The sequence below is a fragment of the Actinomadura soli genome (genome assembly GCF_005889715.1).
In the GTDB taxonomy this organism is placed as follows: Bacteria; Actinomycetota; Actinomycetes; order Streptosporangiales; family Streptosporangiaceae; genus Spirillospora; species Spirillospora soli.
Genome location: NZ_VCKW01000069.1, coordinates 1 through 24,523 on the forward strand (window position 1 = coordinate 1; position 24,523 = coordinate 24,523).

Annotated in this window: 26 protein-coding genes and 1 pseudogene; 20 read left to right on the forward strand and 7 right to left on the reverse strand. The window is 72.3% G+C overall.

Features of this window, described 5'->3' with window-relative positions:
- Window positions 1-747: pseudogene (locus ETD83_RS15615) on the reverse strand (hypothetical protein); the annotation flags it as partial.
- A 268-nt stretch (window positions 748-1,015) separates the two neighbouring features.
- Here ETD83_RS15615 and ETD83_RS15620 point away from each other — a divergent pair.
- The gene (locus ETD83_RS15620) at window positions 1,016-1,519 is read left to right on the forward strand and encodes a SigE family RNA polymerase sigma factor (protein WP_138645851.1); all 504 of its coding nucleotides are present in this window, start codon (window positions 1,016-1,018) and stop codon (window positions 1,517-1,519) included.
- On the opposite strand, the gene ETD83_RS15625 is transcribed toward ETD83_RS15620, so the two are convergent.
- A complete protein-coding gene (locus ETD83_RS15625; protein ID WP_138645852.1) occupies window positions 1,516-1,953 on the reverse strand; it encodes an SRPBCC family protein in 438 nt (145 codons plus the stop codon). The genes ETD83_RS15620 and ETD83_RS15625 overlap by 4 nt on opposite strands.
- Window positions 1,950-2,198: a hypothetical protein gene (locus ETD83_RS15630; protein ID WP_138645853.1), complete on the reverse strand. Its 249-nt coding sequence runs from the start codon at window positions 2,196-2,198 to the stop codon at window positions 1,950-1,952. The genes ETD83_RS15625 and ETD83_RS15630 overlap by 4 nt, the downstream gene beginning before the upstream one ends.
- A gap of 271 nt (window positions 2,199-2,469) precedes the next feature.
- On the opposite strand from ETD83_RS15630, the gene ETD83_RS15635 reads away from it, so the two are divergent.
- A complete protein-coding gene (locus ETD83_RS15635) occupies window positions 2,470-4,143 on the forward strand; it encodes a sigma-70 family RNA polymerase sigma factor (RefSeq protein ID WP_171064225.1) in 1,674 nt (557 codons plus the stop codon).
- Between the two features lie 33 nt (window positions 4,144-4,176).
- Here the strand turns inward: ETD83_RS15635 and ETD83_RS15640 are convergent, their stop codons facing one another.
- Window positions 4,177-4,968, reverse strand: a complete 792-nt coding sequence (locus ETD83_RS15640; RefSeq protein ID WP_329602825.1) for a MerR family transcriptional regulator — start codon at window positions 4,966-4,968, stop codon at window positions 4,177-4,179.
- 67 nt (window positions 4,969-5,035) lie between these two features.
- On the opposite strand from ETD83_RS15640, the gene ETD83_RS15645 reads away from it, so the two are divergent.
- Window positions 5,036-6,010, forward strand: coding sequence for an adenylate/guanylate cyclase domain-containing protein (locus ETD83_RS15645; RefSeq protein ID WP_138645855.1), 975 nt, complete (start codon window positions 5,036-5,038; stop codon window positions 6,008-6,010).
- Between the two features lie 5 nt (window positions 6,011-6,015).
- Here the strand turns inward: ETD83_RS15645 and ETD83_RS15650 are convergent, their stop codons facing one another.
- On the reverse strand, window positions 6,016-6,564 hold the full coding sequence (locus ETD83_RS15650; protein WP_230420936.1) for a hypothetical protein: 549 nt from the start codon (window positions 6,562-6,564) through the stop codon (window positions 6,016-6,018).
- A 472-nt stretch (window positions 6,565-7,036) separates the two neighbouring features.
- On the opposite strand from ETD83_RS15650, the gene ETD83_RS42520 reads away from it, so the two are divergent.
- The 14 genes from ETD83_RS42520 (at window position 7,037) to ETD83_RS15720 (ending at window position 20,978) form a co-directional block, all read left to right on the forward strand.
- Window positions 7,037-7,501, forward strand: coding sequence for an ATP-binding protein (locus tag ETD83_RS42520; protein WP_171064227.1), 465 nt, complete (start codon window positions 7,037-7,039; stop codon window positions 7,499-7,501).
- A 356-nt stretch (window positions 7,502-7,857) separates the two neighbouring features.
- The gene (locus tag ETD83_RS15660) at window positions 7,858-8,919 is read left to right on the forward strand and encodes an ABC transporter substrate-binding protein (protein ID WP_138645858.1); all 1,062 of its coding nucleotides are present in this window, start codon (window positions 7,858-7,860) and stop codon (window positions 8,917-8,919) included.
- A 2-nt stretch (window positions 8,920-8,921) separates the two neighbouring features.
- Window positions 8,922-10,550: a sugar ABC transporter ATP-binding protein gene (locus ETD83_RS15665; protein WP_138645859.1), complete on the forward strand. Its 1,629-nt coding sequence runs from the start codon at window positions 8,922-8,924 to the stop codon at window positions 10,548-10,550.
- The gene (locus ETD83_RS15670; protein WP_138645860.1) at window positions 10,543-11,553 is read left to right on the forward strand and encodes an ABC transporter permease; all 1,011 of its coding nucleotides are present in this window, start codon (window positions 10,543-10,545) and stop codon (window positions 11,551-11,553) included. Before ETD83_RS15665 ends, ETD83_RS15670 begins: the two co-directional genes overlap by 8 nt.
- Window positions 11,553-12,524, forward strand: a complete 972-nt coding sequence (locus ETD83_RS15675; protein ID WP_138645861.1) for an ABC transporter permease — start codon at window positions 11,553-11,555, stop codon at window positions 12,522-12,524. Before ETD83_RS15670 ends, ETD83_RS15675 begins: the two co-directional genes overlap by 1 nt.
- A complete protein-coding gene (locus tag ETD83_RS15680; RefSeq protein ID WP_138645862.1) occupies window positions 12,525-13,697 on the forward strand; it encodes a M20/M25/M40 family metallo-hydrolase in 1,173 nt (390 codons plus the stop codon). It begins immediately after the preceding gene.
- Window positions 13,694-14,437 (forward strand): MBL fold metallo-hydrolase, encoded by a 744-nt coding sequence (locus ETD83_RS15685; protein ID WP_138645863.1) that lies wholly within the window; start codon window positions 13,694-13,696, stop codon window positions 14,435-14,437. The genes ETD83_RS15680 and ETD83_RS15685 overlap by 4 nt, the downstream gene beginning before the upstream one ends.
- A complete protein-coding gene (locus ETD83_RS15690; protein ID WP_230420937.1) occupies window positions 14,434-15,444 on the forward strand; it encodes an IclR family transcriptional regulator in 1,011 nt (336 codons plus the stop codon). Before ETD83_RS15685 ends, ETD83_RS15690 begins: the two co-directional genes overlap by 4 nt.
- Complete coding sequence (locus tag ETD83_RS15695; protein WP_138645864.1) at window positions 15,441-16,664, forward strand: type III PLP-dependent enzyme domain-containing protein; 1,224 nt, start codon at window positions 15,441-15,443, stop codon at window positions 16,662-16,664. Before ETD83_RS15690 ends, ETD83_RS15695 begins: the two co-directional genes overlap by 4 nt.
- A 106-nt stretch (window positions 16,665-16,770) precedes the next feature.
- Entirely contained in the window at window positions 16,771-17,412 is a 642-nt protein-coding gene (locus ETD83_RS15700) for a bifunctional 4-hydroxy-2-oxoglutarate aldolase/2-dehydro-3-deoxy-phosphogluconate aldolase (RefSeq protein ID WP_138645865.1), read from the forward strand.
- The gene (locus tag ETD83_RS15705) at window positions 17,409-18,512 is read left to right on the forward strand and encodes a sugar kinase (protein WP_138645866.1); all 1,104 of its coding nucleotides are present in this window, start codon (window positions 17,409-17,411) and stop codon (window positions 18,510-18,512) included. Before ETD83_RS15700 ends, ETD83_RS15705 begins: the two co-directional genes overlap by 4 nt.
- Before the next feature lie 11 nt (window positions 18,513-18,523).
- Window positions 18,524-18,907, forward strand: a complete 384-nt coding sequence (locus ETD83_RS15710; protein WP_138645867.1) for a RidA family protein — start codon at window positions 18,524-18,526, stop codon at window positions 18,905-18,907.
- Complete coding sequence (locus ETD83_RS15715) at window positions 18,907-20,052, forward strand: hypothetical protein (RefSeq protein WP_138645868.1); 1,146 nt, start codon at window positions 18,907-18,909, stop codon at window positions 20,050-20,052. Before ETD83_RS15710 ends, ETD83_RS15715 begins: the two co-directional genes overlap by 1 nt.
- A 92-nt stretch (window positions 20,053-20,144) precedes the next feature.
- Window positions 20,145-20,978, forward strand: coding sequence for an SAM-dependent methyltransferase (locus tag ETD83_RS15720; RefSeq protein WP_171064228.1), 834 nt, complete (start codon window positions 20,145-20,147; stop codon window positions 20,976-20,978).
- 248 nt (window positions 20,979-21,226) lie between these two features.
- Here ETD83_RS15720 and ETD83_RS15725 read toward each other — a convergent pair whose 3' ends face one another.
- Window positions 21,227-21,820 carry a hypothetical protein gene (locus ETD83_RS15725; protein WP_138645870.1) on the reverse strand — a complete coding sequence of 198 codons (594 nt, stop codon included), beginning with the start codon at window positions 21,818-21,820 and terminating at the stop codon, window positions 21,227-21,229.
- A gap of 503 nt (window positions 21,821-22,323) precedes the next feature.
- Between ETD83_RS15725 and ETD83_RS15730 the strand changes: the two genes are divergently transcribed.
- Window positions 22,324-22,536, forward strand: coding sequence for a hypothetical protein (locus ETD83_RS15730; RefSeq protein ID WP_138645871.1), 213 nt, complete (start codon window positions 22,324-22,326; stop codon window positions 22,534-22,536).
- Here ETD83_RS15730 and ETD83_RS15735 read toward each other — a convergent pair.
- Window positions 22,533-23,093: a GNAT family N-acetyltransferase gene (locus ETD83_RS15735; protein WP_138645872.1), complete on the reverse strand. Its 561-nt coding sequence runs from the start codon at window positions 23,091-23,093 to the stop codon at window positions 22,533-22,535. The two genes, ETD83_RS15730 and ETD83_RS15735, sit on opposite strands and share 4 nt — an antisense overlap.
- A 90-nt stretch (window positions 23,094-23,183) precedes the next feature.
- Here ETD83_RS15735 and ETD83_RS15740 point away from each other — a divergent pair, with 90 nt between their 5' ends.
- Together ETD83_RS15740 and ETD83_RS15745 are read left to right on the forward strand one after the other, a co-directional pair.
- Window positions 23,184-23,699, forward strand: coding sequence for a CGNR zinc finger domain-containing protein (locus ETD83_RS15740; RefSeq protein ID WP_138645873.1), 516 nt, complete (start codon window positions 23,184-23,186; stop codon window positions 23,697-23,699).
- Between the two features lie 71 nt (window positions 23,700-23,770).
- Window positions 23,771-24,493, forward strand: coding sequence for a hypothetical protein (locus ETD83_RS15745; protein ID WP_138645874.1), 723 nt, complete (start codon window positions 23,771-23,773; stop codon window positions 24,491-24,493).
- The last annotated feature ends 30 nt before the right edge of the window (window positions 24,494-24,523 follow it).

Genomic DNA, 24,523 nt, shown 5'->3' on the forward strand with positions numbered 1-24,523 from the left:
CGCCCCGTCCACCCCCGGGCTCTTCGCCCCCGGGTTCGCCATGGCCGGGTCGTCGAGGCCGCCGAACCACGTCGCCGTGCCGCGCAGCACGCCGGGCACCGGCGCGGCGACCTCCGGCGCGGCGAGGTCGTCCGCCCGGTACCCCGGTTGCGACGTGCCCGGATGCACCGCCCGCGGCCCGTCCGGTGACCGCACGCAGATCACGTCGATCAGGTAACCGGGCTCCAGCCGCGGATGCCGGACCAGCACCCGTTCGAGGGCGCGCGGCGGGATCACCACCCGGGTGCGCCCCCGGTGCGGGCCCATGTCCACGTCCACGGCGTCCCGCCCGCACGCCAGGATCGTGCCGGCGACCCGGCCGATGTCGACCCAGATCCGATCGGCGATGGAGACGCCGCCGCCCCGGGGCGTCCCCTCCCGCGCGGCCGCACCGGCCCCGTCGGTGAGGAGCCCGGCGTCCTTCGGCCGGACGACCACGGTGCGGCCTGGACGGAGCGCGGCGGGGCCCCCGCGCCCGCCGTGCCAGACCGGCGTGGTCTCGGTCATCGCGAAGCGCGTCTCCGTGCCCCCGGCATCACCCCGGGCCGTGCCCACCACGAGCAGGTGCGGGCTGGCGTCGAGCACGATCCCGGTGACCGCGTCCAGCGGACGTTCGGCGCGTTCCGGCAGCCCATCGTCCGCGGGTGTTCCGAGGACGGACGCGCGCAGCCGGCGGCGGCTCGCTCCACGGCGTTGGGCTGGCGGCATCGCGGCGCTCCGGCATCGAATCATCACACTGGGCCACTGGTGTTAGGACAGTGAGTCAAGAGTCACGCGCGGTGACTCGCGCTGTCGACGGATTTGTCGCGATAAGTCAGCCGGTGGAGGATGTTTGATTTACCTGGGATGAAGATTATCCACTGGTTGACCCGGATAAGTGTTTTGGGTAGGCCCGAAATTACGGTCGGCGTGCGATCGTCGACCATACCGAGAGCTCGCCGTGGCGGCGGCTCCCAACCCCTGGTCCGGTGGTGACGTGAACGGGACGCGGCACGAGGAGTTCCGCGAGTACGTGGCGGAACGCGGGACCGTGCTGCTCCGCGCCGCCACCCAGCTGACCAGCGACCGCGCCGAGGCCGAGGACCTCCTCCAGGCCGCCCTCGCCAAGACCTACCTCGCCTGGGACCGCATCGAGGACCCCGCCGCCGTCGACGGCTACGTCCGCCGCGCCATGGTCAACACGCAGATCTCCTGGTGGCGGCGCCGGAAGCTGGACGTGTACCCGACCGATCAGCTCCCCGACCGTCCCGTCGACGACCACACCGGGCGCAGCGAGATGCGCGACGCGCTCGGCCGCGCGCTTCGCCACCTGCCCGAACGGCAGCGCCTCGCCGTCATGCTCCGCTACTACGAGGACATGTCCGAGCGGGAGATCGCCGAAGCGCTCGGCGTCAGCGTCGGCACGGTCAAGTCCACGGTCTCCCGGGGCATGTCCAAGCTCCGCGATCTCATGGCCGAGCCGTCCTCCTTCGGGTTCTAGGAGAGGTGGGCGGCGATCGCCTCTTCCCAGGAGCGGAGGTAGCCGGGGTAGGCGGTGGCGAAGGCGTCGAGGTCGCGGGCGGCCTCGCCGGTGAGCGCGGTGAGGTCGTAGGTGACGGCGGCGGTGCCGTCGTCGCCGATGTCGACGCTGACCGTGCCCGCGCGGCGTCCGGGGGTCACGCGGGCGTAGGAGATGTGGCGGTCGGGTTCGCATGCCAGCACCACCCAGGTAGTTGTCTCCCCGTCGTGGACGGTCTCGAAGATCGTTCCGGGTTCGGTGTCGTCGGCGCCGTCCACCGGGAAACGGGGGTGCCACCCGTGCACCCAGCGCTCCTCGCCTCGTGGCGTGAACAGGGTGAAGGACTCGTCCGGAGGGAGTGCGCCGCGCGGGGCGGCGACGCGGACGCGTCCGCTGACCCGGCGCCGGGTCGTCATCGGGACTGCTCGGTGAGGCGGTGCGCGTCGGCGGCGGTGAGCGTCAGCCCGTACACGGACTTGAGCTGCTCGATCTTGCCGAGCGTCTCGGGCGAGAACGGCGCCTTCCCCTCGAAGGCGTGGAGGGCGAGGCCCTCGACGAGGTCGCCGAGCGAGACGTCCAGATACTCGGCCAGGGCCTTCAGGACCTTGAGGACGTCGCGCTCGACGCGGAGCCCGGTCTGCACCCGGTCAACTGTTACCATGGTACCAAGATAACAGCATGGGGCGGGATTCGCTGACTCGATTCTGACGGCGAGTCATTGATAGCGTGATCACGGAGAGACGCGGCATCTCACCCCGGAGTCACCTTAATCGTGATTTCGGCACATCATGTGGTGCGGACGGGGTTCACGGGTGTATGCAAGGTGGGCTGAATGTCCGGACGATCCCGATGGGGACGGACGCCTCATGCCGGTTCCGGGAGCGTGAATGCCCAGGTTGTCCCCCTCCGTGCACACGGCTGACCGAACGCTGGTGAAGGGACTGAACGACGGCGACGAGGCCGCGCTCGCCGCGCTCTATGACGAGTACGGTGAGCGCGTTTATGACTACACCCTGTCAATGTCGGGTGATGAGAAAGTCGCGGCCGACATCGTCCACGACACGTTCATCGACGCCGGGCGCCGCGCGCCCCGGATGCGCGATCATCTGCAGCTGAGTTCCTGGCTGTACGGGGCGGCCCGGCGCCGCTGCATCCGGCGCGGCCGGGCCAAGAACCTCTACTGGGACCGGGACGCCGACTTCTCCGACATCCCGTTCCTCGACCGCGGCGAGCCGGACGGCCCCGTCCCCGACTGGCCGCCCCTGGACGAGCTGCACGGGCTCCTGCGCGCCTGCCTCGCCCGGCTGGCCCCCGTCGAGCAGGAGGTCATGCTCCTGGCGTTCCGGCACGGGCTGCGTCCCACCCGGCTGGGCGCGGCGCTCGGCATGTCCTCGCGCCGCGCTGCCCTGCGGGTGCGCAGGTCGCGGACCGACCTCGACGCCGCGCTGCGCAAGGAGATCCACCGCGCCAACCGCGCCTGCGCCGCCGCGGCCGCCACCTCAAAACAGCCGAAGTCTCCGGAGTCGCCGGACGCGTCCGACCCGGCCGGCTCGCCGGGTGAGGGGGACGAGGCGCGTCCCACGGCGGTCGCCGTCCTCGCGGCCCGCCCCCCGGCCCGCAAGGACGGGCCGTCCGCGCCGCCGCCGTCCGCCGCGCCGGACCCCGAGGATTCCGCGGACCCCGAGGACTCCGCGCCGCCTGCCGCGTCCCAGCCGCGGACGAAGGCGCTGTGGCAGGTCCTTCACCGGCGCGTCGACGCCGTCCCCGCCGACCCGTCCACGGAACGGCACGCCGCGGCCTGCCCCGCCTGCCGCCGCCGCGGCCGGGTGGCCGCCGCCGCGCTGCTCAAGCGGGCGCCCGCCCCGGTGCTGCCCGCCGCGCTCCGGCACCGCGTCATGCACACCGCGACCGACCCGGAGCTCGCCGGCTACCGGGCCGACATCGCCGCGCGGGGCGGCGCGCTCACGCCGTCCGGCCTGCCGAGCCAGCCGGACGTGCCGTCGCCGTTCACGCGCCGCTGGCTGTACACCGGCGGCGGAATGGCGAGCGCGCTGGCCGCCGCGTTCGCCGCCATGTTCGTCATGGGCCCCGGGATCGACGGCGACACGCTCAACTGGCCGCCGTTCGACACGCATCCGCAGCCGTCGATCACCAACGAGTCGCCGACCCACTCGGGCGATGGCAGGCCGCCGTCGCAGGGGCCCGGCGGCGGGCCCGTCCAGCCCGGCCAGGCGCCCATCGGCCCGCAGACGGAGGAGAAGGACCCGGAGCCCCCGGCGAGCCCGTCGCCGCCCGCGTCCGACGCGCCCGAGCAGCCCGGCGTCCTCGTCGTCGCCCCGGCGAAGGTCGAGCTCTACGGCACGAAGACCGCCTACGTCAGCCTCGCCGCCAAGAGCGGGCCCGTGTCGTGGACGGCGAACTCGTCGACCGACCAGCTCGTCCTGTCGAAGACGCGGGGCGGCATGCCCGAGGACGGCACCGTCCGGCTGACGCTGACGCTGCGCACGGCCATCGTCGGGCTGCCCGGCCAGGGCACCCTCACCTTCACCGGCGCCGGAGGCGCGCCGCAGACGGTCACGGTCGTCTGGGGCGCCACGCTCCTCTGACGGCCCGCCCGCCCGTTCGCCGACCGCGGGGGGTCAGCCCGCGGCCGGGCCCTGGCCGAGCTGGTCCCTGACTGTTTCGAGGTGCTCGCCGAGCGCCGCCTGGACGCGGGCCTCCATCGCCCGTGCGATGAACGGGTCGACGACCATCTTCACCAGCGGCCGCATCCGGCGCACCACGGCGGCGACCTCGGTGACCTGCTCGCCGTCCGGGACGGGACGCTCCGCAAGCCGGTCGAACACGTGCTCCCGGACGAGCCCGACGAACCGGTCCGCGATCACGTCGCAGTCGGCGCGGATCTGCTCGGCGATGTCGAGCACGGAGTCGAGCGGGACGCCCGCCGCGACCAGCTCGGCGCCGACGTGCAGCAGCCGCGGGCTCGGCACCCGGTACACGGCGCCGTCCGGTTCGATGAGCCCGATCTCGATGGTGCGGTCGCGCAGCCGGGCGGCCTCGTCCTCGTCCAGCCCGGCGCCGAAGATCGCGACCAGCTCGTCGTAGCCGACCGTGCCGGGGATCTCGTCCGACCACGGGTCGGTGAGCACCTTCTCCAGCCCGAGGACCTCGCCGATGTCCTTGCCGGTCTCCCACGCCGTGAGCAGGTCCTTGATGACGGCGAAGGTGTAGCCGCGGCCGAGCAGCTGGCCGATCAGGCGGAGCCGCGCGAGGTGCGCGTCGCCGTACAGGCCGACCCGGCCCTCCAGCCGGGGCGGCGGCAGCAGCCCCCGGTCCTGGTAGGCACGGATGTTGCGCACGGTGCTCCCGGCCAGCCGCGCCAGCTCGTCGATTCGGTACTCGGCCATGTCCCGTCCGCCGGACTCGTCCATCTTGACCGCCGTGATCTTACTCCGGCACCATTGTTACATCGATCAATGACACATAGGAGCATGGGCCATGGCGGACGACATCGAGGAGACGCTCCTCGGCGGCCCCCTGCGCTACACGCGCCAGGAGGTCGAGGCCCTCGCGGGCGTCCCCGACGACTACGCGCGCCGCATCTGGCAGGCCCTCGGCTTCCCGACGCCGCCCGACGACGAGGTCGCCTTCACCGACGGCGACGTCGCCGCGCTCCGGGAGATCAAGGACCTCCTCGGCGGCGACCTGGTCGACGAGGAGATGGTCCTCCAGCTCGCCCGCGCCGTCGGCCAGACCATGGGACGGCTCGCCAGCTGGCTCAGCGACGTGTGGCTGCAGCGCCTCGGCGAGCTCCCGTCCGACGAGCCCCTCACGCCCGACCTCGTCACCGCCGCCCTCGCCGCCACCGAGGAGCTCCGCCCGGCCTTCGAGCGCCTCCTGCTGCACGGCTGGCGCCGCCAGCTCACCGCCGCGGGGATGCGCGCCGCCGCGACGACGGCCAGCGCGCAGTCCGACCCCGCCGCCGGTCTCGCGCACCTCGCCGCCGGTTTCGCCGACGTCGTCTCCTTCACCCGCCTGAGCCGCCGCCTGGACGGCGACGCCCTCGCCGCCTTCATCGAGCGCTTCGAGTCCACGGCGGCCGAGATCGTCGCAGAGCAGGGCGGCCGTATCGTCAAGACGCTCGGGGACGAGGTGCTGTTCGTCGCGTCCGACCCCCGCTCCGCCGCCGAGATCGGCCTGCGCGTCGCGGAACGCTTCAACGAGGACCCGGACTTCCCCAAGGTCCGCGTCGGCCTCGCCTACGGCGAAGTCATCCAGCGCCTGGGCGACGTCTTCGGCAACCCGGTCAACCTGGCCGCCCGCCTCACCGCCACCGCCTACCCGGGGACCGTCCTCATAGACACCGCCCTGGCCGCGACGTTGCCGTCCGGTGCCTTCGACACCACGCCCCTGCGCCCCCGCCCCCTCCAGGGCCTGGGCAGAGTCCGCCCTATCGTCCTGCGCCGGGCTTAGCCCGGTCACCGGGGAGCGAACTCCGCGATGGGGCGGCCACCGTTCCAGAGTTCGGTGACGTGGTAGGCGAACCGGTCGTAGAGCCCGTCGTCCTGCTGACGCCGGATGTGGAGCATCGGGGAGTCGTGCCCCCCCAGGTGCGCGAGGTGGGGGGTCACGAGCATCTCGTCATCGAAGACGAAGACGCTCATGGCGATGTGGTCGTCGCCGTAGCGGGCCTCGATGCCCGGCACGTCCGCGACCTTGGACAGCTCGTCGAGGGTGATCTTGATGCGGGTGCCCACGGTGAGCGGCACGGACTCGAGTTCCTCGCGATGGCGCGTGACGTCGCTGCCCGGGTCGCCGACCAGGAACCTCACCCGGCAGCCGCCTTCGGCCTTGCGGCGCAGGACGGTCCGGAGGTTGGGGATCTCCAGCCACAGGAAGTAGTTCGTGTAACCGGCGAAGGTCAGCTCCTTGCTCGCTTCTCCGATGAGGCGGCGCCAGACGGACTTGGGGCAGGCCGAGCGGTAGGGGTACACCGCCGTGATCTCGCGGTCCGCTCCGGTTTTCACGTTCTTGCGGATGGCGTCAGGCCACAACATGCGCTCATCAACTCCCAAGGCGTCCGAAGCGGCCCAGCGGTGACGCGGGTGCGGGGTGCGACCTTCTTCGGCTACCCACCGGGCCACGGTCTTGACGTCCACCTGACAAGCTTCGGCGAGTTCCTGCTCTGTCAGTCTCGCATTGGTCATGGCCTGTCGTAGGGCATCGTTCGGCACACCTGCACCCCTCGGCGGGACGGATGAGACGTCCTCAACGCTAACCAGGAACCGTCCTGGACGTCCTGGGAACGGAGTTCAGGCGTCCGGCGGCACGGACGATCCTCGATGCCTCAGGACGGGCTCGAAAACAGCGGTTTGCCCTGCTGGCAGAGCCCTTGACCGGAAGGCGGTTCCGGCCCGTGGGACATGGCAGGGGCGAGCCATTGGACGACACGGCGGAGCCGGTCATGCCGGTGCGGCGGCACCCGGCGCGGTCGTCGTGATGGATTGCGGACCGACGGGCTCGGACGCGGTGCCCGATGCCGGGCTGGAGGTGAGGTGCCCGGCGGTCCGGACGGTACCGGGACAGGTCCGGACGCTGGTGGAGCTGCGCCTGGCCTCGTGGGATCTCGCCGTGCTGCGCGACGATCTGACGCTGATCGCCAGCGAGCTGGTGACGAACGCGATCCGCCACCGGCCCGGGCGCGAGATCCGCGTCCGGCTCACGCGCGAGGCGCGCGGTGTGCTGCTGGCGGTGTGGGACTCCTCCGACGCCCTGCCGATGCGCAAGCGGACGACGGAGACGATGGCCGGTGACGTGGCCCCGGACGCCGCCGCGCTGGAGCCGGAAGGCGAGGACGAGACGGGCGGCCGGGGCCTTCCCATCGTGGAGATGCTCTCGACCGAGTGCGGGGTGACCGTGACCGATCCGCGCGGCAAATGGGTGTGGGCGCGCGTGGACGCCTGACCGGACGCGGCACGCAGGCGATCCTGACCGGCGGGCGCCGCCTTGACCGGTAGGTGCGGCCCTGCCGCCTCCCGAGCGCGAGGCGGCGCCGGCGCGACCGGGTTTCGGACACGGGTCGCGGGCCTATCCTCTGATTCCGTTCGGCAACGTCGCAGGTCAGGCGGTAGTTTTGCAGTGCAAAATCATATGTTGCAAAACTGGCGCGAGGCTTGACTCAGCCCATAACCTCCGGACACCGGCAGCCGTCCACCACCCTCTGGGACGGGCGCCGCGAACCGCGTGAACGTCCCCTTCCGACGCCGCGCCCAGACCGCCGGGACCGCCCGGTCCCGGAATCGTCACGAGGAGTACCCCCCATGATCGGTAGATTCACGCGCGCCGTGGTGACCGTCACGGCGCTCGGCACGCTGGCCGCGACCGCCGCGTGCGGCGTCGACTCCGGCGACTCGTCCGGCGACGGCGACGGCACGTCCGGTGCCAAGTCCAAGGCGCTGAAGGTCGGCTGGTCGACCATCTACCTGACGCCGTCGTGGATGCAGCAGACCGACAAGATGATCAAGGACGATGTCGCGAAGCTGAAGGGCGAGGGCAAGATCGCCGACTACAAGGTGTTCAACGCCAACGGCGACACGTCCCAGCAGATCGCCCAGATCCGCGCGATGATCCAGCAGAAGTACGACGTGATCCTGGTGGACGCCGGGTCGTCCACGGCGCTGAACCCGGTCGTGGAGCAGGCGGCCAACGCGGGCATCACGGTCGTCAACTTCGACAGCCTGGTCACCTCCGAGAAGGTCGTGCGCGTCGGCACCGACCAGAAGGAGTGGGGCCGGATGATGGGCCAGTGGCTCGGCGACAAGCTCGGCGGCAAGGGCAAGATCATCGCTTTCAACGGGCCGGCGGGCGTCGCGGTGAGCGAGGAGCGCTGGCAGGGCGCCGAGGAGGCGCTGAAGAAGTACCCGGGCATCAAGATCGCCGCGAACGTCCACAGCGAGTACAACCTGGCCCCGGCGGCGCAGGCGTTCGCGTCGGCGTACTCGGCGAACCCCGACATCGACGGCGTCTTCTCGCAGGGCGGCGCGCTGTCGGCCGCGGCGCTCCAGACGCTGGTGAAGCAGAAGAAGAAGCTCGTCCCGATCACCGGTGAGAACTACAACGGCTTCCTGAAGCTGTGGCAGCAGCACGGCAAGGACGGGTTCTCCTCGCTCTCGACGGCGCAGCCCAACTACCTGGGTGTGATCGCGCTGCGCGCGGCGGTGGCCAAGGCGGGCGGCGCGTCGGTGCCGAACCAGATCATGGTCCCGCTGCCCAAGATCACCGACGAGAACCTGACCCAGTACGTCAAGCCGGACCAGCCGGACGACTCCTACCCGATCCAGGAGCTGCCGCAGCCCGAGATCGACAAGCTGATCGGGAAGTGACGATGGCGCTTCTGGCCGTCGAGCAGGTCTCGAAGTCGTTCGCGGGCAACCGGGTCCTCGATCGGGTGAGCTTCGACGTCCGGCCGGGTGAGGTGCTCGCGCTGGTGGGCGAGAACGGCGCGGGCAAGAGCACCGTGCTGTCGCTGGTCACCGGGCTGCTGGCGCCCGACTCCGGGCGGATCGCCTACGACGGTGAGCCGCTGCGGTCCTGGTCGCCGCACCGCGCCCGCGAGGTCGGGATCGGCTCGGTGCACCAGGAGCTCAGCCTCAACCCGCACCAGACCGTCGCGGAGAACGTGTTCCTCGGGCAGTGGCCGTCGCGGCGCGGGCTGATCCTGCGCCGCGACCTCGCCCGCCGGGCGCGGCCGCTGCTGGACCGGGTCGGGCTGGACGTCGATCCGCTCACCCGGGCCGGGCGGCTGCCGCTCGGCCAGCAGCAGCTCGTCGAGCTGGCCAAGGCGCTCGCCTCGGGGCCGCGGCTGCTGATCCTGGACGAGGCCACGTCCGCGCTGGACGACGACCAGGTCAGAAGCGTGTTCGCGGTCGTGGACGAGCTGCGCGCCGCCGGCTCTTCGGTGATCATCGTCAGCCATCGGATGGGCGAGCTGTTCGCCGTCTCCGACCGGCTGACCGTGCTCAAGGACGGTGAGGTCATGGCGACCCGCGAGCGCGCGGAGACCGACCATGACGACATCGTCCGGCTGATGATCGGGCGGGAGCTGTCCGACCTGTTCCCGCCGAAGGCCGGGATGAGCGGCGCGGACGAGCTCGCCCAGGGCGACGAGATCGCGGCGATCCCGTCGGAGAAGGAGATCGCCTCCGAGAAGGCCGCCGCCGAGGACGCCACGGCGGACTCCGCGGACGACGCGGAGCCCGCCCACGGCGGGGGGACGGTGCTGCGGGCGCGCGGGCTGACCGTCCCGGGCGCCTGCGAGGGCGTCGATCTCGACCTGGAGGCCGGGCGGATCATCGGGCTCGGCGGGCTGCAGGGCCAGGGGCAGCGGGCCGTGCTGCGGGCGCTGTTCGGGCTCGTCCGGCACACCGGGCGGATCGAGCTGGACGGACGTCCGGCGCGCCTCGCCTCCCCGCGCGAGGCCATCCGCCACCGCATCGCCTACGTCCCGGAAGACCGCAAGGTCGAGGGGCTGCACGTGGCGCAGACCGTCCGCGCCAACCTGGCCCTCACCAACCTCGACGTGGTGACGCCGGGGCGGCGGCTGCTCACCGTGGACCGCGGCGCGGAGGCGCGGCTCGTCGACGACCTCGTCGAGCGGATGCGGATCAGGGTGACCGGTCCGGAGCAGGAGGCCCGCAGGCTGTCGGGCGGCAACCAGCAGAAGGTCGCGCTGGCCCGCTGGCTGCCGGCCAAGCCGCGGATCCTGCTGCTGGCGGAGCCGACCCGCGGCATCGACGTCGGCACCAAACGCGAGATCTACCATCTGCTCCGCCGGCTCGCCGACAGCGGCGTGGCGGTGCTGATCACTTCTGGGGACACCATGGAACTGGTCGGCCTGTGCGACGAGGTCGCCGTGATGTACGAGGGCGCCGTCGTCGATCGGCTGGCGGGGGACGGCCTCACCGAGGAGCGGCTGGTCCGCGCCTCCGTCACCGGGACGGTGGCCGATGACTGACCAGCCCGTGACCGAGCGGTCCGTGCCCGCCCGGCGCGCGGCGCCGGGAGGCGGGGCCGGGGCCGGACGGTTCGGCGGGTTCCTGCGCCGCAACCTCGACGTCACCGGCCTGTGCGCGCTGCTCGTCATCCTGCTGGCCGTGTACAGCCAGTACGACTCCGAGCTGTTCACCCCGTCGTCGATCACGATCCTGTCGGCGCAGTTCCTGCCGCTGATCCTTGCGGCGATGGGGCAGAGCACGGTGATGCTGGCGGGCGGCATCGACCTGTCGCTGGGGGCTGTGCTGGCCCTCGCGATGGCGGTGTTCGCCGTCCGCGCGGAGGACGGCGTCGCGGTCGCCGCCGTGCTGGCGCTGGCGGCGGCCGTGTCGACGGGCGTGGCGAACGGTGTGCTCGTCGCGTACGCGGGGCTGCCGCCGATCATCGTGACGCTGGCGGCGTCGTTCCTGTGGGGCGGCGTCACGCTGGTGGTGCTGCCGCAGCCGGGCGGGAGTGTTCCGTCCGGGCTTGTGGACGCCTACAACAACGGCTGGAACGGGCTCGCGCTGCCGTTCGTGGTGGTCGGGGTCGTCCTGCTGCTGTGGAAGACGGTGCGGACCACGCGGTTCGGGCTGTCGCTGTACGCCGTCGGCGGCAACGAGCACGGCGCGTACGCCAGCGGGATCGGCACCCGCACGGTGAAGATCGGCGCCTACGGGCTGGCGGGGGTGTTCGTCGGCCTTGCCGGAATCGGCCTCGCGATCCAAACGGGGTCGGGCGATGCGACGATCGGGACCCCTTACACGTTGAACTCCATAGCCGCCTCGGTGCTCGCCGGGGTCAGCTTCTTCGGCGGCGTGGGGCAGATGCGCGCCACCGTGCTGGCCGCGCTGCTCATCGGGCTGCTGACGAACCTGCTGCTGTTCACCGGACTGTCGCCGTTCTACCAACTGATCATGCAGGGGGCGGTGCTCATCGTGGCGATCGCCGTGAAGACGTTCGCGACCCGCGAGAGGACGGACTGATGACCGCGCTACCGCGCACCGCCGCCTCGCTGCCCCGCCGGCTGACAGGGACGCTGAAGGAGAACCGCGCCGCGTGGGCGTTCGGCGTCCTGGTCGTGACGTGGCTCGCCGCGATCCTGTTCGCGAAGGGCTTCGACAGCGTCTCCAGCTTCCGCTACCTGGTGCAGACGGCCGCGTTCCTCGGCATCGTCGGCGTCGGCCAGACCCTCGTGGTCATGATGAGCGGCATCGACCTGTCGGTGTCGGGCGTCGTCGCGCTGTCGGCGGTGGTGTGCGCGCAGGTCGCGTCCGGGTCGGGCGGGACGGCGGGCATCGCCGTGGCGCTCGCCGCGAGCGTCCTCGTCGGGCTCGCCAACGCCGCCGGGGTGACCTGGCTGCGGGTGCCGCCGATGGTGATGACGCTGGCCACCGGCACGATCGTCGCCGGGGCGCTGCTGGTCTACACCGACGGGTCGCCGAAGTCGGCGAAGGTGGCGCTGCTCGGGTCGCTCGCCAACGACCGCGTTCTCGGGGTGCCGCTCGCGTTCGTCCTGTGGATCGGCATCACCGCGGTCGCCGCCTGGCTGCTGCACGCCTCCCGGATCGGACGGTACGTGTTCGCGCTCGGCAACGGGGAGCGGGCATCGCGGGCCTCCGGCGTCCCGCTCGCCCGGACGGCGTTCATCGCCTACGGGACGTGCGCGCTGCTCGCCGGGGTGTCCGGGCTGGTGCTGCTCGGGTTCACGTCCACCAGCTCGCTGACCATGGGCAACCCGTACCAGCTGCTGTCGATCGCGTCGGTCGTGCTGGGCGGGACGTCCATCCTCGGCGGGCGCGGGCACGTGCTCGGCACCGTGGCCGGGGCGCTGCTGCTGACGCTGCTCACCGCGCTGCTGGCGTCGTGGAACATGTCCGAGGGCGTCCGGCAGATCGTCCTGGGCCTGCTCATCATCGGCCTGCTGCTCGCCTACGCGCGGGAACGGCGGTCGTAGATGACGCGATCGGGGGAGCTGCTCAAGGATCTGGTCGGAATCGCCAGCGTCAACCCGCGGGGCGGGCCTGTCGGCACGGGGGCCGGGCCCGGCCTGGGGGAGGCGGCGGTCGCCGGGTGCGTCCGCAACTGGCTGGCGGCGCGGGGCGTGCGGGCCGAGCTGCGGGAGGTCCTGCCGGGCCGTCCCAACGTCGTCGCGACCGTGCCGGGACGCGACCCGCGCATGGTCCTCCTGGAGTCGCATCTCGACACCGTGGAGACCGGCGGCATGACCGTCGACCCGTTCGCCGGGACGATCAGGGACGGCCGCCTGTACGGGCGCGGCGCGTGCGACGCGAAGGGGCCGCTGGCCGCGTTCATGCTGGCCACGGCCGAGCTCGCCGCGGCGGCGGCGGCCGGGGAGCCGCCACCGTTCGGGGTCGTCCTCGCCGGGGTCATGGACGAGGAGCACGCCTACCGGGGCGTCCTCGGCCTGATCTCCGACCTTGAGGGGCGGCGGATCGCGGGCGCGGTCGTCGGGGAGCCGACCGATCTCGCCGCCGCCGTCGCGCACAAGGGCTGCGTGCGCTACACCGTCCGGACGCTCGGGACGGCCGGGCACAGCTCCCGTCCGGACGAGGCCGTCAACGCGGTCACCCTCATGGCCCGCGTCATCGACCACCTCGACCGCGCGTCGCCGGGCGTCCCGCCGCACGCGCTTCTCGGGCCCGCCACCCGGACCGTCACGCGGGTCCGCGGCGGCGAGGGCCCGAACACCGTCCCGGGCCGCTGCGAGATCGACGTCGACCGCCGCACCCTTCCCGGCGAGGACCCCGTCGACGTGTGGCGCAAGGACAGGGAGGAGCTGACCGCGCTGATCCCCGGCCGGATCGAGGTGGACGAGCCCTTCACCGTCGACTACGCGCTCGACACCCCGGCCGCGAGCCCGGTCCCGGCCGCGCTGTGCGGGGCGCTCGCGGCGGCCGGACGGGACGCGTCCGTCCACGGGATGCCGTTCGGCACCGACGCCAGCAAGCTCGCCCGCGCGGGCATCCCGTCGGTCGTGTTCGGCCCCGGTTCGATCGCGGACGCGCACTCGGCCGACGAGTCCGTGGCCTTGGCCGACGTCGACCTGGCCGCGCGCCTGATCGTCGAGACCGTCCGGTCCCCGAGCATCGGCGGGGGGCACGGGTGAGGCTGACGCAGCACATCGACCTGGTCGGCAGCGGCGCGGCCGGGTTCGACCTCACCGATCCGCTGGACTGCCACGTCTACCTGGTGCGGGGCTCGTGGGGCGCGGCGCTGGTCGACGCGGGCGCCGGGGCGTCCGCCGGGCTGCTCGCGCGGCGGCTGAACACGGCGGCCGGGCCGGAAGGCGAGCGGCACCTGCTGCTGACGCACGGGCACGCCGACCACGCGGGCGGCGCCGCCGAACTGGCCGAGCGGGTGCCGGACCTCGACGTCCGCGCCGGGTCCCCGGCGGACGAGTGGATCGCGTCCGGCGCGGAGGAGTTGCTCAGCGTCGACCGGGGGAAGGCGTCCGGTGTGTACCCGGCGGACTATGCCTTCGCGCCATGCCAGGCGGCGCGTCCCATCGCGGACGGGGAGCGGGTCGACCTCGGCAGCGGGGTCGTCATCACCGCCATCGCCACGCCGGGCCACGCCGACGGTCACACCTGCTACCTCCTGGACGCGCCCGAAGGGCGGGCGCTGTTCTCCGGAGACTGCGTGTTCTCCGGCGGGCGCATCTCCCTGCAGAACCTGCACGACGCGCGGGTCCCCGAGTACGCCGCCAGCCTGGAGCGCCTCGCCGCGCTGGAGATCGACATGCTGCTCCCCGGCCACCACGAGATCTCCCTGGCCCGCGGCGGCCGCCACCTGGCGTCCGCCCGCGACGCCCTCACCCGCGGACTGCTTCCGGAGAGCACCACATGAGCCACGACATGGGCATCGAGGGGCCGCGGGCCGCGAAGCAGCAGGCCGCGAAGCCGCCCGCGCAGCCGCAGGCCCAGCCGCCCGCGCAGCCGGCCGCGCGGAACCAGTCGTCGTCGCTGCGGCGCGCGCTCGCCGTGCTCGACCACGTCCGCGACCACGCCGACGCCCGCGGCGTGTCCCTCACCCGGATCGCCGAGGACCTCGGCATCAGCAAGAGCACCGTGCTGCGGCTCGCCGCGCCGCTCATCGACGGCGACCTGCTCACCCGCGACCGCGAGACGGGCTGGTTCCGGCTCGGGCACGGCGCGCTGCGGCTCGGCCAGGCGTACCTGTCGTCGCTCGACATGCGCTCCGTCGCCGCCGACCCGCTGCGCCGCCTGCAGCACGTCGTGGGCGAGACCTGCCACCTCGTCGTGTACGACGCGCCGGACGTCGTCTACATCGACAAGGTGGAGAACGAGCACAACGTCCGGATGGCGTCCCGCGTCGGGATGCGGATGCCCGCCTACCGCACCGCCGTCGGCAAGGCCATCCTCGCCTGGCTCGGCGAGGACGACGTCCAGGACGTCATCGACGCGGGCATGCCGCCGCGCACCGAGCGGACCATCACCGACCCGGTCCGGCTGGCCGCCGAGCTGGAACGGGTCCGGCTGTCCGGGTACGCCGTGGACGACCGGGAGAACGAGCCCGAGGTCCGCTGCGTCGCCGCGCCGATCTTCGACCACACCGACCGGGCGGTCGGGGCGCTGAGCGTGTCCGGGCTGACGTCCCGGATGACGCCCGCGCGGGTCCGGGAGGTCGGGCCGATGGTGGAGCGGACGGGCCTGGACATCTCCCGCGTGCTCGGCTCGTCGCGCCCCCGCCGCCGCGCGACCCGTCTGGAGATCCGTTCCGAAAGCCGTTCTGAGAGTCGTTCTGAAAGCCGGTTGGAGAGTCGTTCCGAGAGTCGTCCCGAAAGCCGAGCCGATCGCGGTACCGAGAACCATGGAGGAGGGAATCTGCCGTGACCAGCCTGACCATCCCCGCCGAGCACGTCGACTGGCGGACGAAGGGTTTCTTGCAGCCGGGCGCGCCCGTCGCGTTCGAAGAGTTCGCCGCCGCCCGCCACCAGCTCTTCGGTGGCCCCTTCACCTGGCCGGTGATGGTCGCGCGGGAGTCGGCGCTGAAACACAACATCGCCGCGCTGGCCTCGTTCTGCGCCGCGCACGACCTGGCGTTCGCGCCGCACGGCAAGACGACCATGGCCCCGACGCTGTTCCAGGCGCAGCTGGACGCGGGCGCCTGGGGCATCACGGCCGCGACCGCCAACCAGGTCCTCGCCTACCGGACGTTCGGCGTCCCCCGGGTCCTGCTGGCCAACGAGCTGCTCGACCCGACCGCGCTGCGCTGGCTCGGCGGTGAGATCGACCGCGGCCTGGAGTTCCTGCTGTACGCCGACTCCGTCGAGGGCGTCGCCGCGATCTCCGCCGCCGCCGGGGACCGTCCGTTCCAGGTGCTCGTCGAGCTCGGCCACCGGGGCGGGCGGACCGGCTGCCGCACCGTCGAGGAGCTGACCTCGGTCGCCCGCGCCGTGACCGCCGCGCCCGGCACCGAGCTCGCCGGGGTCGCCGGATACGAGGGCGGGCTGCCGGACGTGCCCGCCGCCGGCGGCTACCTCGGCCTGCTTCGCGACGCCACCGCCGAGCTGTCCAAGGCCGGGCTGCTCCCCCGCGACGTCATCGTCACCGCGGGCGGCAGCGCCTACTTCGACCAGGTCGCCGAGCAGCTGTCCGGGGCGTGGCTGCCGGGGCACGAGCTGACCGTCATCCTGCGCAGCGGCGCCTACGTCTCGCACGACGACGGCATCTACACGCAGCGGACGCCGTTCACCCGCATCCCCGGCTCGCTGGACGCCGCGCTGGAGATCTGGGCACAGGTCACGTCCGTCCCCGAACCCGGCCTCGCGATCGTCGGGATGGGCAAGCGGGAGGCGCCGTACGACGCCGGGCTGCCCGTCCCGCTGCGGCTCCGGAGGCGGGACGGGACCGTCCACCCGGCGGGCGGCCTGCGCGTCACCGGCACCAACGACCACCACGCCTACGTGACGGTCGACGGCCCCCCGCCTCGTCCGGGCGACCTGCTGTGCTTCGGCATCTCCCACCCCTGCACGGCCTTCGACAAATGGCAGGTCATCCCCGTCGTCGACGACGACGAGACGGTGACCGACCTGATCCGCACCTACTTCTGACCCCGCTCTCCCGAGATTCGCCCCCTTCCGAGATCCGACCTCTTCCGAGATCCGACCCGGCCCTTCCGACACGTCCCACCCGACACACGGACTTGAGAGGACCACCATGATCCCCCGCTTGGCGCCGGGCTGCGCGCTGACGTCGACCGGAGTCGTCGCGGTCGTGCGCGGCACCCGCGCCGGCCGCGTCGCCGACGTCCTGGACACCCTCGCCGACGCCGGCGTCCGCTGCCTGGAGATCACCCTCAACACGCCGGGCGCGCTCGCTGAGCTGCGCGCGGCGCGGCGCCGGCTGCCCGGGGACGTCGAACTCGGCGCCGGGACGGTGCGCACCGCCGCGGACGCGGCCGCGGCGGCCGACGCGGGCGCGTCCTTCCTCGTCGCGCCCGACACCAGCGCGGAGGTCGCCGAGACCGCGGGCGAGCACGGCATCGCCTACTTCCCGGGCGCGCTGACCCCCGGCGAGGTCGCCCGCGCCTGGGAGCTCGGCGCCACCGCCGTCAAGGTGTTCCCGGCGACCGCGCTCGGCCCGCGCTACCTGCGCGACCTCGCCGAACCGTTCCACGACGTCCCGCTGCTGCCGACGGGCGGGATCGGTCCGGACACCGCCGCCGGGTACATCGAGGCGGGCGCCGTCGCGGTCGGCGCGGGCGGCTCCCTCATCGGCGACGCCCTCGACGGAGGCTCCCTGACGGACCTGGCCGACCGTGCCGGACGGCTCCTCGCCGCCGTGGAGGCCGCCCGATGACCGCCGCGGAACGACAGTTGTCGGACGGCTCACGGGCCGCGTCGGACGGTTCGCCGTCGGAAGATTCGGGGGCGTCCTCCCGAGGGCGCCGCCCGGAGCCGGAAGCGGGCCTCGACCTCGTCACCTTCGGCGAGACCATGGCGCGGCTGGAGAACCCCGTCGTCGGGCCGATGCGGCATGCCCGCACCCTCGACCTCGGCGTCGGCGGCGCCGAGTCGAACGCGGCGATCGGGCTGTGCCGCCTCGGCGGGACGGCCGCCTGGTTCGGCCGCGTCGGCGACGACGAGTTCGGCCGCCTGATCACGACCGTCCTGGCGGGCGAGGGCGTCCGGCTCGGCCATACCGTTGTGGACCGGTCCGCGCCGACCGCGCTGCTGTTCAAGGAACGCCGGTCGGGGACGCTCACCCGCGTCCAGTACTACCGGACGGGCAGCGCGGGTTCGCGGCTGAATCCGTCCGACGTCCCCCACGATCTGATCCGTTCGGCGCGCGTCCTGCACGTCACCGGCATCACCGCCGCGATCAGCGCGACCGCCCGGCAGGCCCTGGACGACGCCGTCGAGACCGCGCGGGACGCGGGCGTCCCCGTGTCGCTCGACCTCAACTACCGGCAGGCCCTGTGGACGCCCGCCGAGGCGGGCGAATGCCTGCGCAACCTCGCCAAACGCGCCGACCTCGTCTTCGCCACCGAGGACGAGGCGCGGCTGGTCGTGCCCGCCGACGATGCTCGTCCGTCCGCCTCCGCGTCCGCGGACGGGGACGAGGATGACCTGGCCGGGCTCGCCGCGTCGCTCGCGGCGCTCGGCCCCCGGGACGTCCTCATCAAGCGCGGCGCCGCGGGCGTCGTCGCGCTGTGCGAGGGCCGCCTGCACGTCCAGCCCGCGCACAGCGTGCCGGTCATCGACCCGGTCGGCGCGGGCGACGCGTTCGCCGCCGGGTACCTCGCCGAGTTCGTCCGGGGACGCCCGGTCGCCGAGCGCCTCGCCACGGCCACGGCGGCCGGCGCGTACGCCGTCACCGTCCGCGGCGACTGGGAGGGCCTCCCCAGCCGCGCGGACCTCGATCTGCTGAAATCAACCGAAGACACCGTCACCCGCTAAAGGAGACAGATATGGGCAAGCGTGAACTCCGGAGCCCGGCCGCGCCCGCGCCGCTCGGCACGTATTCGCAGGGCCTGGTGGCCGGCGACTTCGTCTACACCTCCGGCATGGGCCCGATCGACCCGGAGACCGGCGAGGTCGTCGGCAAGGACGTCGCCGAGCAGACCCGGCAGGTCCTCGCGAACCTGGCCGCGATCCTCGCCGAGCACGGCCTTGGCCTGGACGATGTCGTGAAGTCGACCGTCCACCTGCAGGACCTGCACGACGACTTCGCCGCCTACGACGAGGTGTACCGGGCGCATTTCAACGAGCCGTACCCGGTGCGCACCACCGTCGGGTCCGACCTGATGAACATCCTCGTGGAAATCGACTTCGTGGCTTACAAGAGGAGCTGATGGACTCGTCGCTCTACGTCCTGGTCGAGGATCTGCACGGCGGTGTGGACGCCGCGCAGATCCTCTCCCATGGCGTCTCGTCCATTACCATCGGCGCCGCCTACCACCGCGCACGCGACGTGACTCCCCATGGACGCACCCGCGTGACTTTGCGGCACGACGGAATCCATTTCCTTCCTGACGGCCTGTTCGACGGGCTTCGGCTCGTGCCGCCCGTCCAGCGGAACGCCGACCGGGAACCGCTGCGCGCCCTCCGCGAACAGACCCGTGAGCTGGACGTTCCCCTGCACGGCTGGGGCGTGTTCCTGCACAACACCACCCTTGGTCTCGCCTTTCCGGACGTCACCCAGGAGAACTGCTTCGGCGATCGTGCCGCGCCCGCCGATCTGTGCCCGTCCAGCCCGGACGTCCGCGCGTACGCCGTCGCGCTCGGCCGCGCCATCGCCCGCCAGGGAATGGACTCGGTCGTCTCCGAGTCCCTGCATTTCGGGACGTTCGGGCACGGCTACCACCACGAACGCTCTTTCGTCGATCTCGGCCCGGCCGCCGAATTCGCGCTGGGCCTGTGCTTCTGCCCGCATTGCCGGGCGCGCATTCCCTCCGCCGAAAAGGCGCGGGACGCCGCGTCCCGCCTGGCGGCCTCCGTCCTGGACGGCGGCCCGCCCGCCCACGAGAACCCCGCCGTCCTGGAGGACTACGCCCGCGCCCGCACCCCGATCGTCACGTCCCTGGCCGTCGAGGTCGCCGAAGCCGTCGCGGGCGAAGGCTCCCACCTGACCTTCCTCGACCTGACCGGCGCCGTGAAGGGCTACGCCGATGGACGTCCCACGGGCGCCCCGGCCGCCGACTCCGCCTGGCGGATCGGCGTGGATCCGGCGGCCGTGAGCGAGGTCGTCCCGTCCTACGCCGTCCTCTGCTACGCGCACGACGAGGCCCGCATAGCCGAGGACGTCGCCGCCTACCGGGCCGCGCTGGGCCCGGAGACCACGCTCCGCGCCCTCCTGCGCCCCGGCCTGCCGGACACCACGTCGGCCGAGCATCTGGCGGCCAAGGCCAAGACCGCCCACACGTCCGGCGCGGACACCGTGGACTACTACCAGTACGGCCTGGCCCCGCTGCCGGTCCTCGCCCGAATCCCCCACTGACCGGGCGGCCGGTCCCGGACAGCGAGCCCTCGTCCGCCGGACGCGCGGTTACGGTGAGCCCCGGCAACGGACTTCTCGGGCGGGAGCGCAGCGTGACCCTGGACCAGATCCCGGACGACCTCCCGACCTCCGCGCGCGTCTACGGCTGGTATCTCGGCGGCAAGGACAACTACGAGGTCGACCGGCAGTTCGCAATGGCGCACCTGCCCGACTTCCCCGAGGGCCTGGACATCACCAGGGCGAACCGGCTGTTCCTCTACCGCGCCGTCCGCCACCTCGTCCGGGACGCGGGAATCCGGCAGTTCATCGACATGGGCTGCGGCCTGCCGACCGACAACAACGTCCACCAGGTCGCGCAGCGGTTCGCGCCGGACGCCCGCGTCGTCTACGTCGACATCGACCCCATCGTCCTGGTGCACGCCCGCGCCCTGCTGGCGGGCGACGGCTCCACGACCGTCATCACCGCCGACATGCGCGACCAGGACACGATCCTGAACCACGACGACGTGCGCCGCCTCATCGACTTCGGCGAGCCGGTCGCGGTGCTGTTCCTCTCCGTCGGCCACCACCTGCCCGACGCCGACGACCCCCGCCGCATCCTGCGCACCATCCTCGACCGCGCCGCCCCCGGCAGCCACCTGGCGTTCTCGCAGGCCGTCACCGAGAACACCGCCCGCGGCGCCGACCTGCAGGCCCGCATGACCGGCGCCGGAATCCCCTGGCAGACCCGCTCGCGCGCCGAGGTCGACGCACTCATGAAGGGCCTCGTCCCCGTCGCGCCCGGCCTCATCGACGTCGACGAATGGCGCCCCGACCCCGATCAGCCGCCCCTGGCGCCCGCCCCGGTCGAGGTCGAGCACTTCCTGGGCGCGTCCAAGCTCAACCGCGACTTCCGCGAATACGGCGGCCTTCTCCACAAGCCGTAACGCGCAGGCCCAACGCCCGCCCTCAGGGGGACGAGACGAACGAGGCGAGCAGCAGGATGCCTGGAGGAACGGCCGCGGCCCAGTAGAGATGCGCCCGGTCGGACGGGATCGACGGCGCGCCCGGGAGCCATCGACATGTCCAGGCGTGGACAGCATGGCGCCGATCTGGCCTGGCAGTCCCCAAGCGAGATAGAGGGTGAAGAACAGCCAGATCCACGGCGGCAGGATGCCGCCCGCGGCCGTGCGCCTCATTCTTGCGATTCGCCCGTCAGCCTGCGGAGGAACTCCGTGGCGTCGTCGGGAGCCGACAGCAGTTCGTCCAGCAGTTCGTAGGCGACGAGGTCGGCCCGCAGGCGGGGCATCCCGTCACGTTCCAGCCGGTCGCGCAATTGCCGGTGTGCCGTTTCCAGCGCGACCGTTTCCGGCGCGGCCCCCATAGCATCCCCGGCGGCGGAATTCCCGGGAATCGCCTTCTCTTCGTTCTCGCCGCCACCCCCCTTCGTGCCCGGAATATTCCCGTCGTCCGTTTTCTGGTCGCCGGTTTTCTGACCCCGCGCCACGACGGCGAGGGCGACGATGGCGACGGCGTTACCCAATTCCCGCGTGCCGAGCAGATGCCGCAGGCTTTCGGTGGAGTCGGCCAGCGCCCGCAGGATGACGGGCAGCTCTCCGATCAGGGCCGTCAGCCCGAACCCGCCGGGCTCGGCTCCGGGACGGGGGAACAGCGCGGCGCGGGCCCTCCCTCCGGACGCGTACGCCTCTCCCACCTCGGCGGCGAAGTCGGCCTCGTTCGGGGCGACCCGTTCGGCGATCTTCACCGTCCAGCCCTCGACCATGTCCATCCCAGATCCTTTCGACGTAACGGGCCGGCCCCCATTCGACCGGCCGCCCGGGGCCGAATCATGCCACGCGGTTTCCGGTCGCCCACCGGTCATTTCTTTGGGGATGGGACGCAAGTCGTCCATTAATCGGACCGTAAATGAAGTGCTGGCAGAGAAGACCCGGACACACGTATCGTCGGCGGCCACGAGGGAATTCAGGGGGCACGATGAAACAGCCGCTTCTGGCCATCGACTTCGGCGGTTCGTTCACCACGGGGGCGTCGCGGATAAAATGATCTGAACGAGCCGGCGGGACGCGGCGATTTCCCCGGCCCGCCCTCGCTGGTGTTCGTCGGACCCGACGGGCGGCTCACCGCCGGCGGCGCGGCCCACCAGCTGGCGGAGGCGTTCCCGGACCGGATCGTCCACGACCCCGGCACCTGCTGATCACTCGCGAGTCCGTACGCGTCGCCGACCGCGAGGTACCGGCCGTCGTCCTCGCCGCCGCGCCGCTGCGCCAGGTCATGCAGGACGCCGCCCGCCAGCGCGGCATTGAGCGGTTCGACCGCACCGTGCTGACCATCCGGCCAGGTGGGGCCCGCGTCGGCACGACCAACGGCGTTAACCCGATCGAGGTGTGCCTGCGCTCCGGCTTCCCGGCCGGGGCACCCGAGGTGGGCGGCCCGTGCCAGGCCGTCGGCATCAACGCTGGCTACACCGCCCGCATCACCGGTTAACCCCGGGCCGGAGGCTCCCGCAGCGCGGTGTGTGCCCAGATCATGCAGTCGTGCCAGGTGTCGTGCTCGGGGTCGGGTCTGGTCCAGGTACGGCAGTGGTGTGGGATGCGTTGCTCGTACTGGTAGCCGGCGCGGTCGGCCAGGCGTAGCGAGGGCGTGTTGGCTGGGTCGATCTCCAGCCAGACGCGTTCCAGGCCCAGTTCGTCGTGCGTCCAGCGGGTCAGCGCGTTGATACCGCGCAGGGCCAGCCCTTGGCGACGGCTTTCCGGCCGCACCCAGTAGGCGAGTTCGGCGGTGTCCGGGCCGTCGATCATCAGCCCCAGCGCACCGAGCAGGCGGTCGTCCTTGAGCATCCCGTAGGACGTCTGGCGTCCTGCGGCCGGATCCCAGGAGTTCAGGGCCAAGCGCGCGTCCTGAGGCGTGTAGGGCCCGGCCGGATGCGGGCCCCAGAGGGCCGGAGCCGTCTCGGTGCCGGTGGCCTCGACCACGAGGTCGACGTCCTGCGTGGTCAAGGTGCGCAGCCGCAGGCCCTGGCCCAGGTCGATGTCGGCGATCATTTTCAGACGGCCTCGTCGGTGGACGCCATAGAGTAGTTGGTGTTCATGTGCATGCCGCCTACTATGAGAGCGAAGGAGGTAGGTGGTCAAGTGCGTTACGTTGCCTACATCGGTAACCTGACCCGGCTGGCCGTCGAACTGGTCAACGGTGATGACCCCACCGACCTGCGGCGAGAGTTCTTCCGCCAGCACCACATAGCCGAACCGGACGCCGACGAGCTGGCCGGTCTCCTTCAGCCCCTGCGCGAAGCGGTCGCGGCCGTCGCCGACTCCGGACCGGTCGCCCCCGTCAACCTGCTCCTGGAACGCTTCCCGCCCGTCGTCCACGTCAGTGAGCACGACGGGGAGGGTCAGCCGCACCTGCACTTCGCCCGCGACGCAGAGGACCCCGTCGCTTGGCTCGGCCGTAGCTGCGCCGCGGCGCTCGCACACGCGATCTGCGGAGACCCGGAGGTCACCGTGGGCCGTTGCCAGGCGGACGGTTGCGCTCGCTTCTACGTCGACGACTCCCGCAACCGCAGCCGCCGCTTCTGCTCCAACACCTGCGCCAGCCGGACGACCGTCGCCAACCACCGCGCCCGCCGCAAGGCGGCCGCCGACCGCTGACGCCGAGCATCCCCATGTAGTCGCCGTAGCGCACTTGACCCCCTACATCACCGACTCCTACTGTAGGCGGCATGATCGCTAACGACACCTACACGTCCCTTCATGCGGCCCGCCGCCTCCACGTACTCGGTGACTGGGACCATGCCGCCGCCCTGCTGGCCGAAGAGCAGAGCGCCGAAGCGCTGGAGCTGAAGGCCGAGATCCTCTACGAGCGGTTCCTGTTCCGGCTCGACGGCATCGAAGCCGCGGCCGACGCGATAGCGGCCCTCGATCCGGAAACGCCGCAGGCCCGCATGCTCACCGCCCGGCTCGCCTACACCCGTCTGCTCTTCCGGCTGGACCCGCTGCCGGACGACTACGAGACCGCGGAGGCCGGATACCGTTTCGCTTCAGCCGACCCGAAGACGCATGGGTGGGCCGAGTTCCACTGGGGTGCGCTCCTCGACAACGTCCGCGAAGACGGCACCGCCGCGAAGGCGCACTACACCAAGGCCCTCCAAGTCTCCCAGCAGGAAGGCGACCCGATCCTTGAGTCCATCGTGCTCCGCCACCTCGCCTGGCGGGTGATCGACGGCGGTGACCGCGACGGGGGGCTGCGCATGCTGCGACGCTCGCTTCATTTGCGCTCCGCGGCGGGCATGCGTCCGCAGATCGCCGCGGCCCAGCTCCTGCTCGCCTGTGAGCTGCCCGAGGATGATCCCGAACGTGCCACGCTCCTCGAAACCGCTCGGAACCTGGCCGACGAACTGGACCTCACCTGGGTCCGGACCGGCGTGGAGAAGCTGACCGCCTAAGAGTGAGCCACCCGGCAGCCCCCGGCAGCA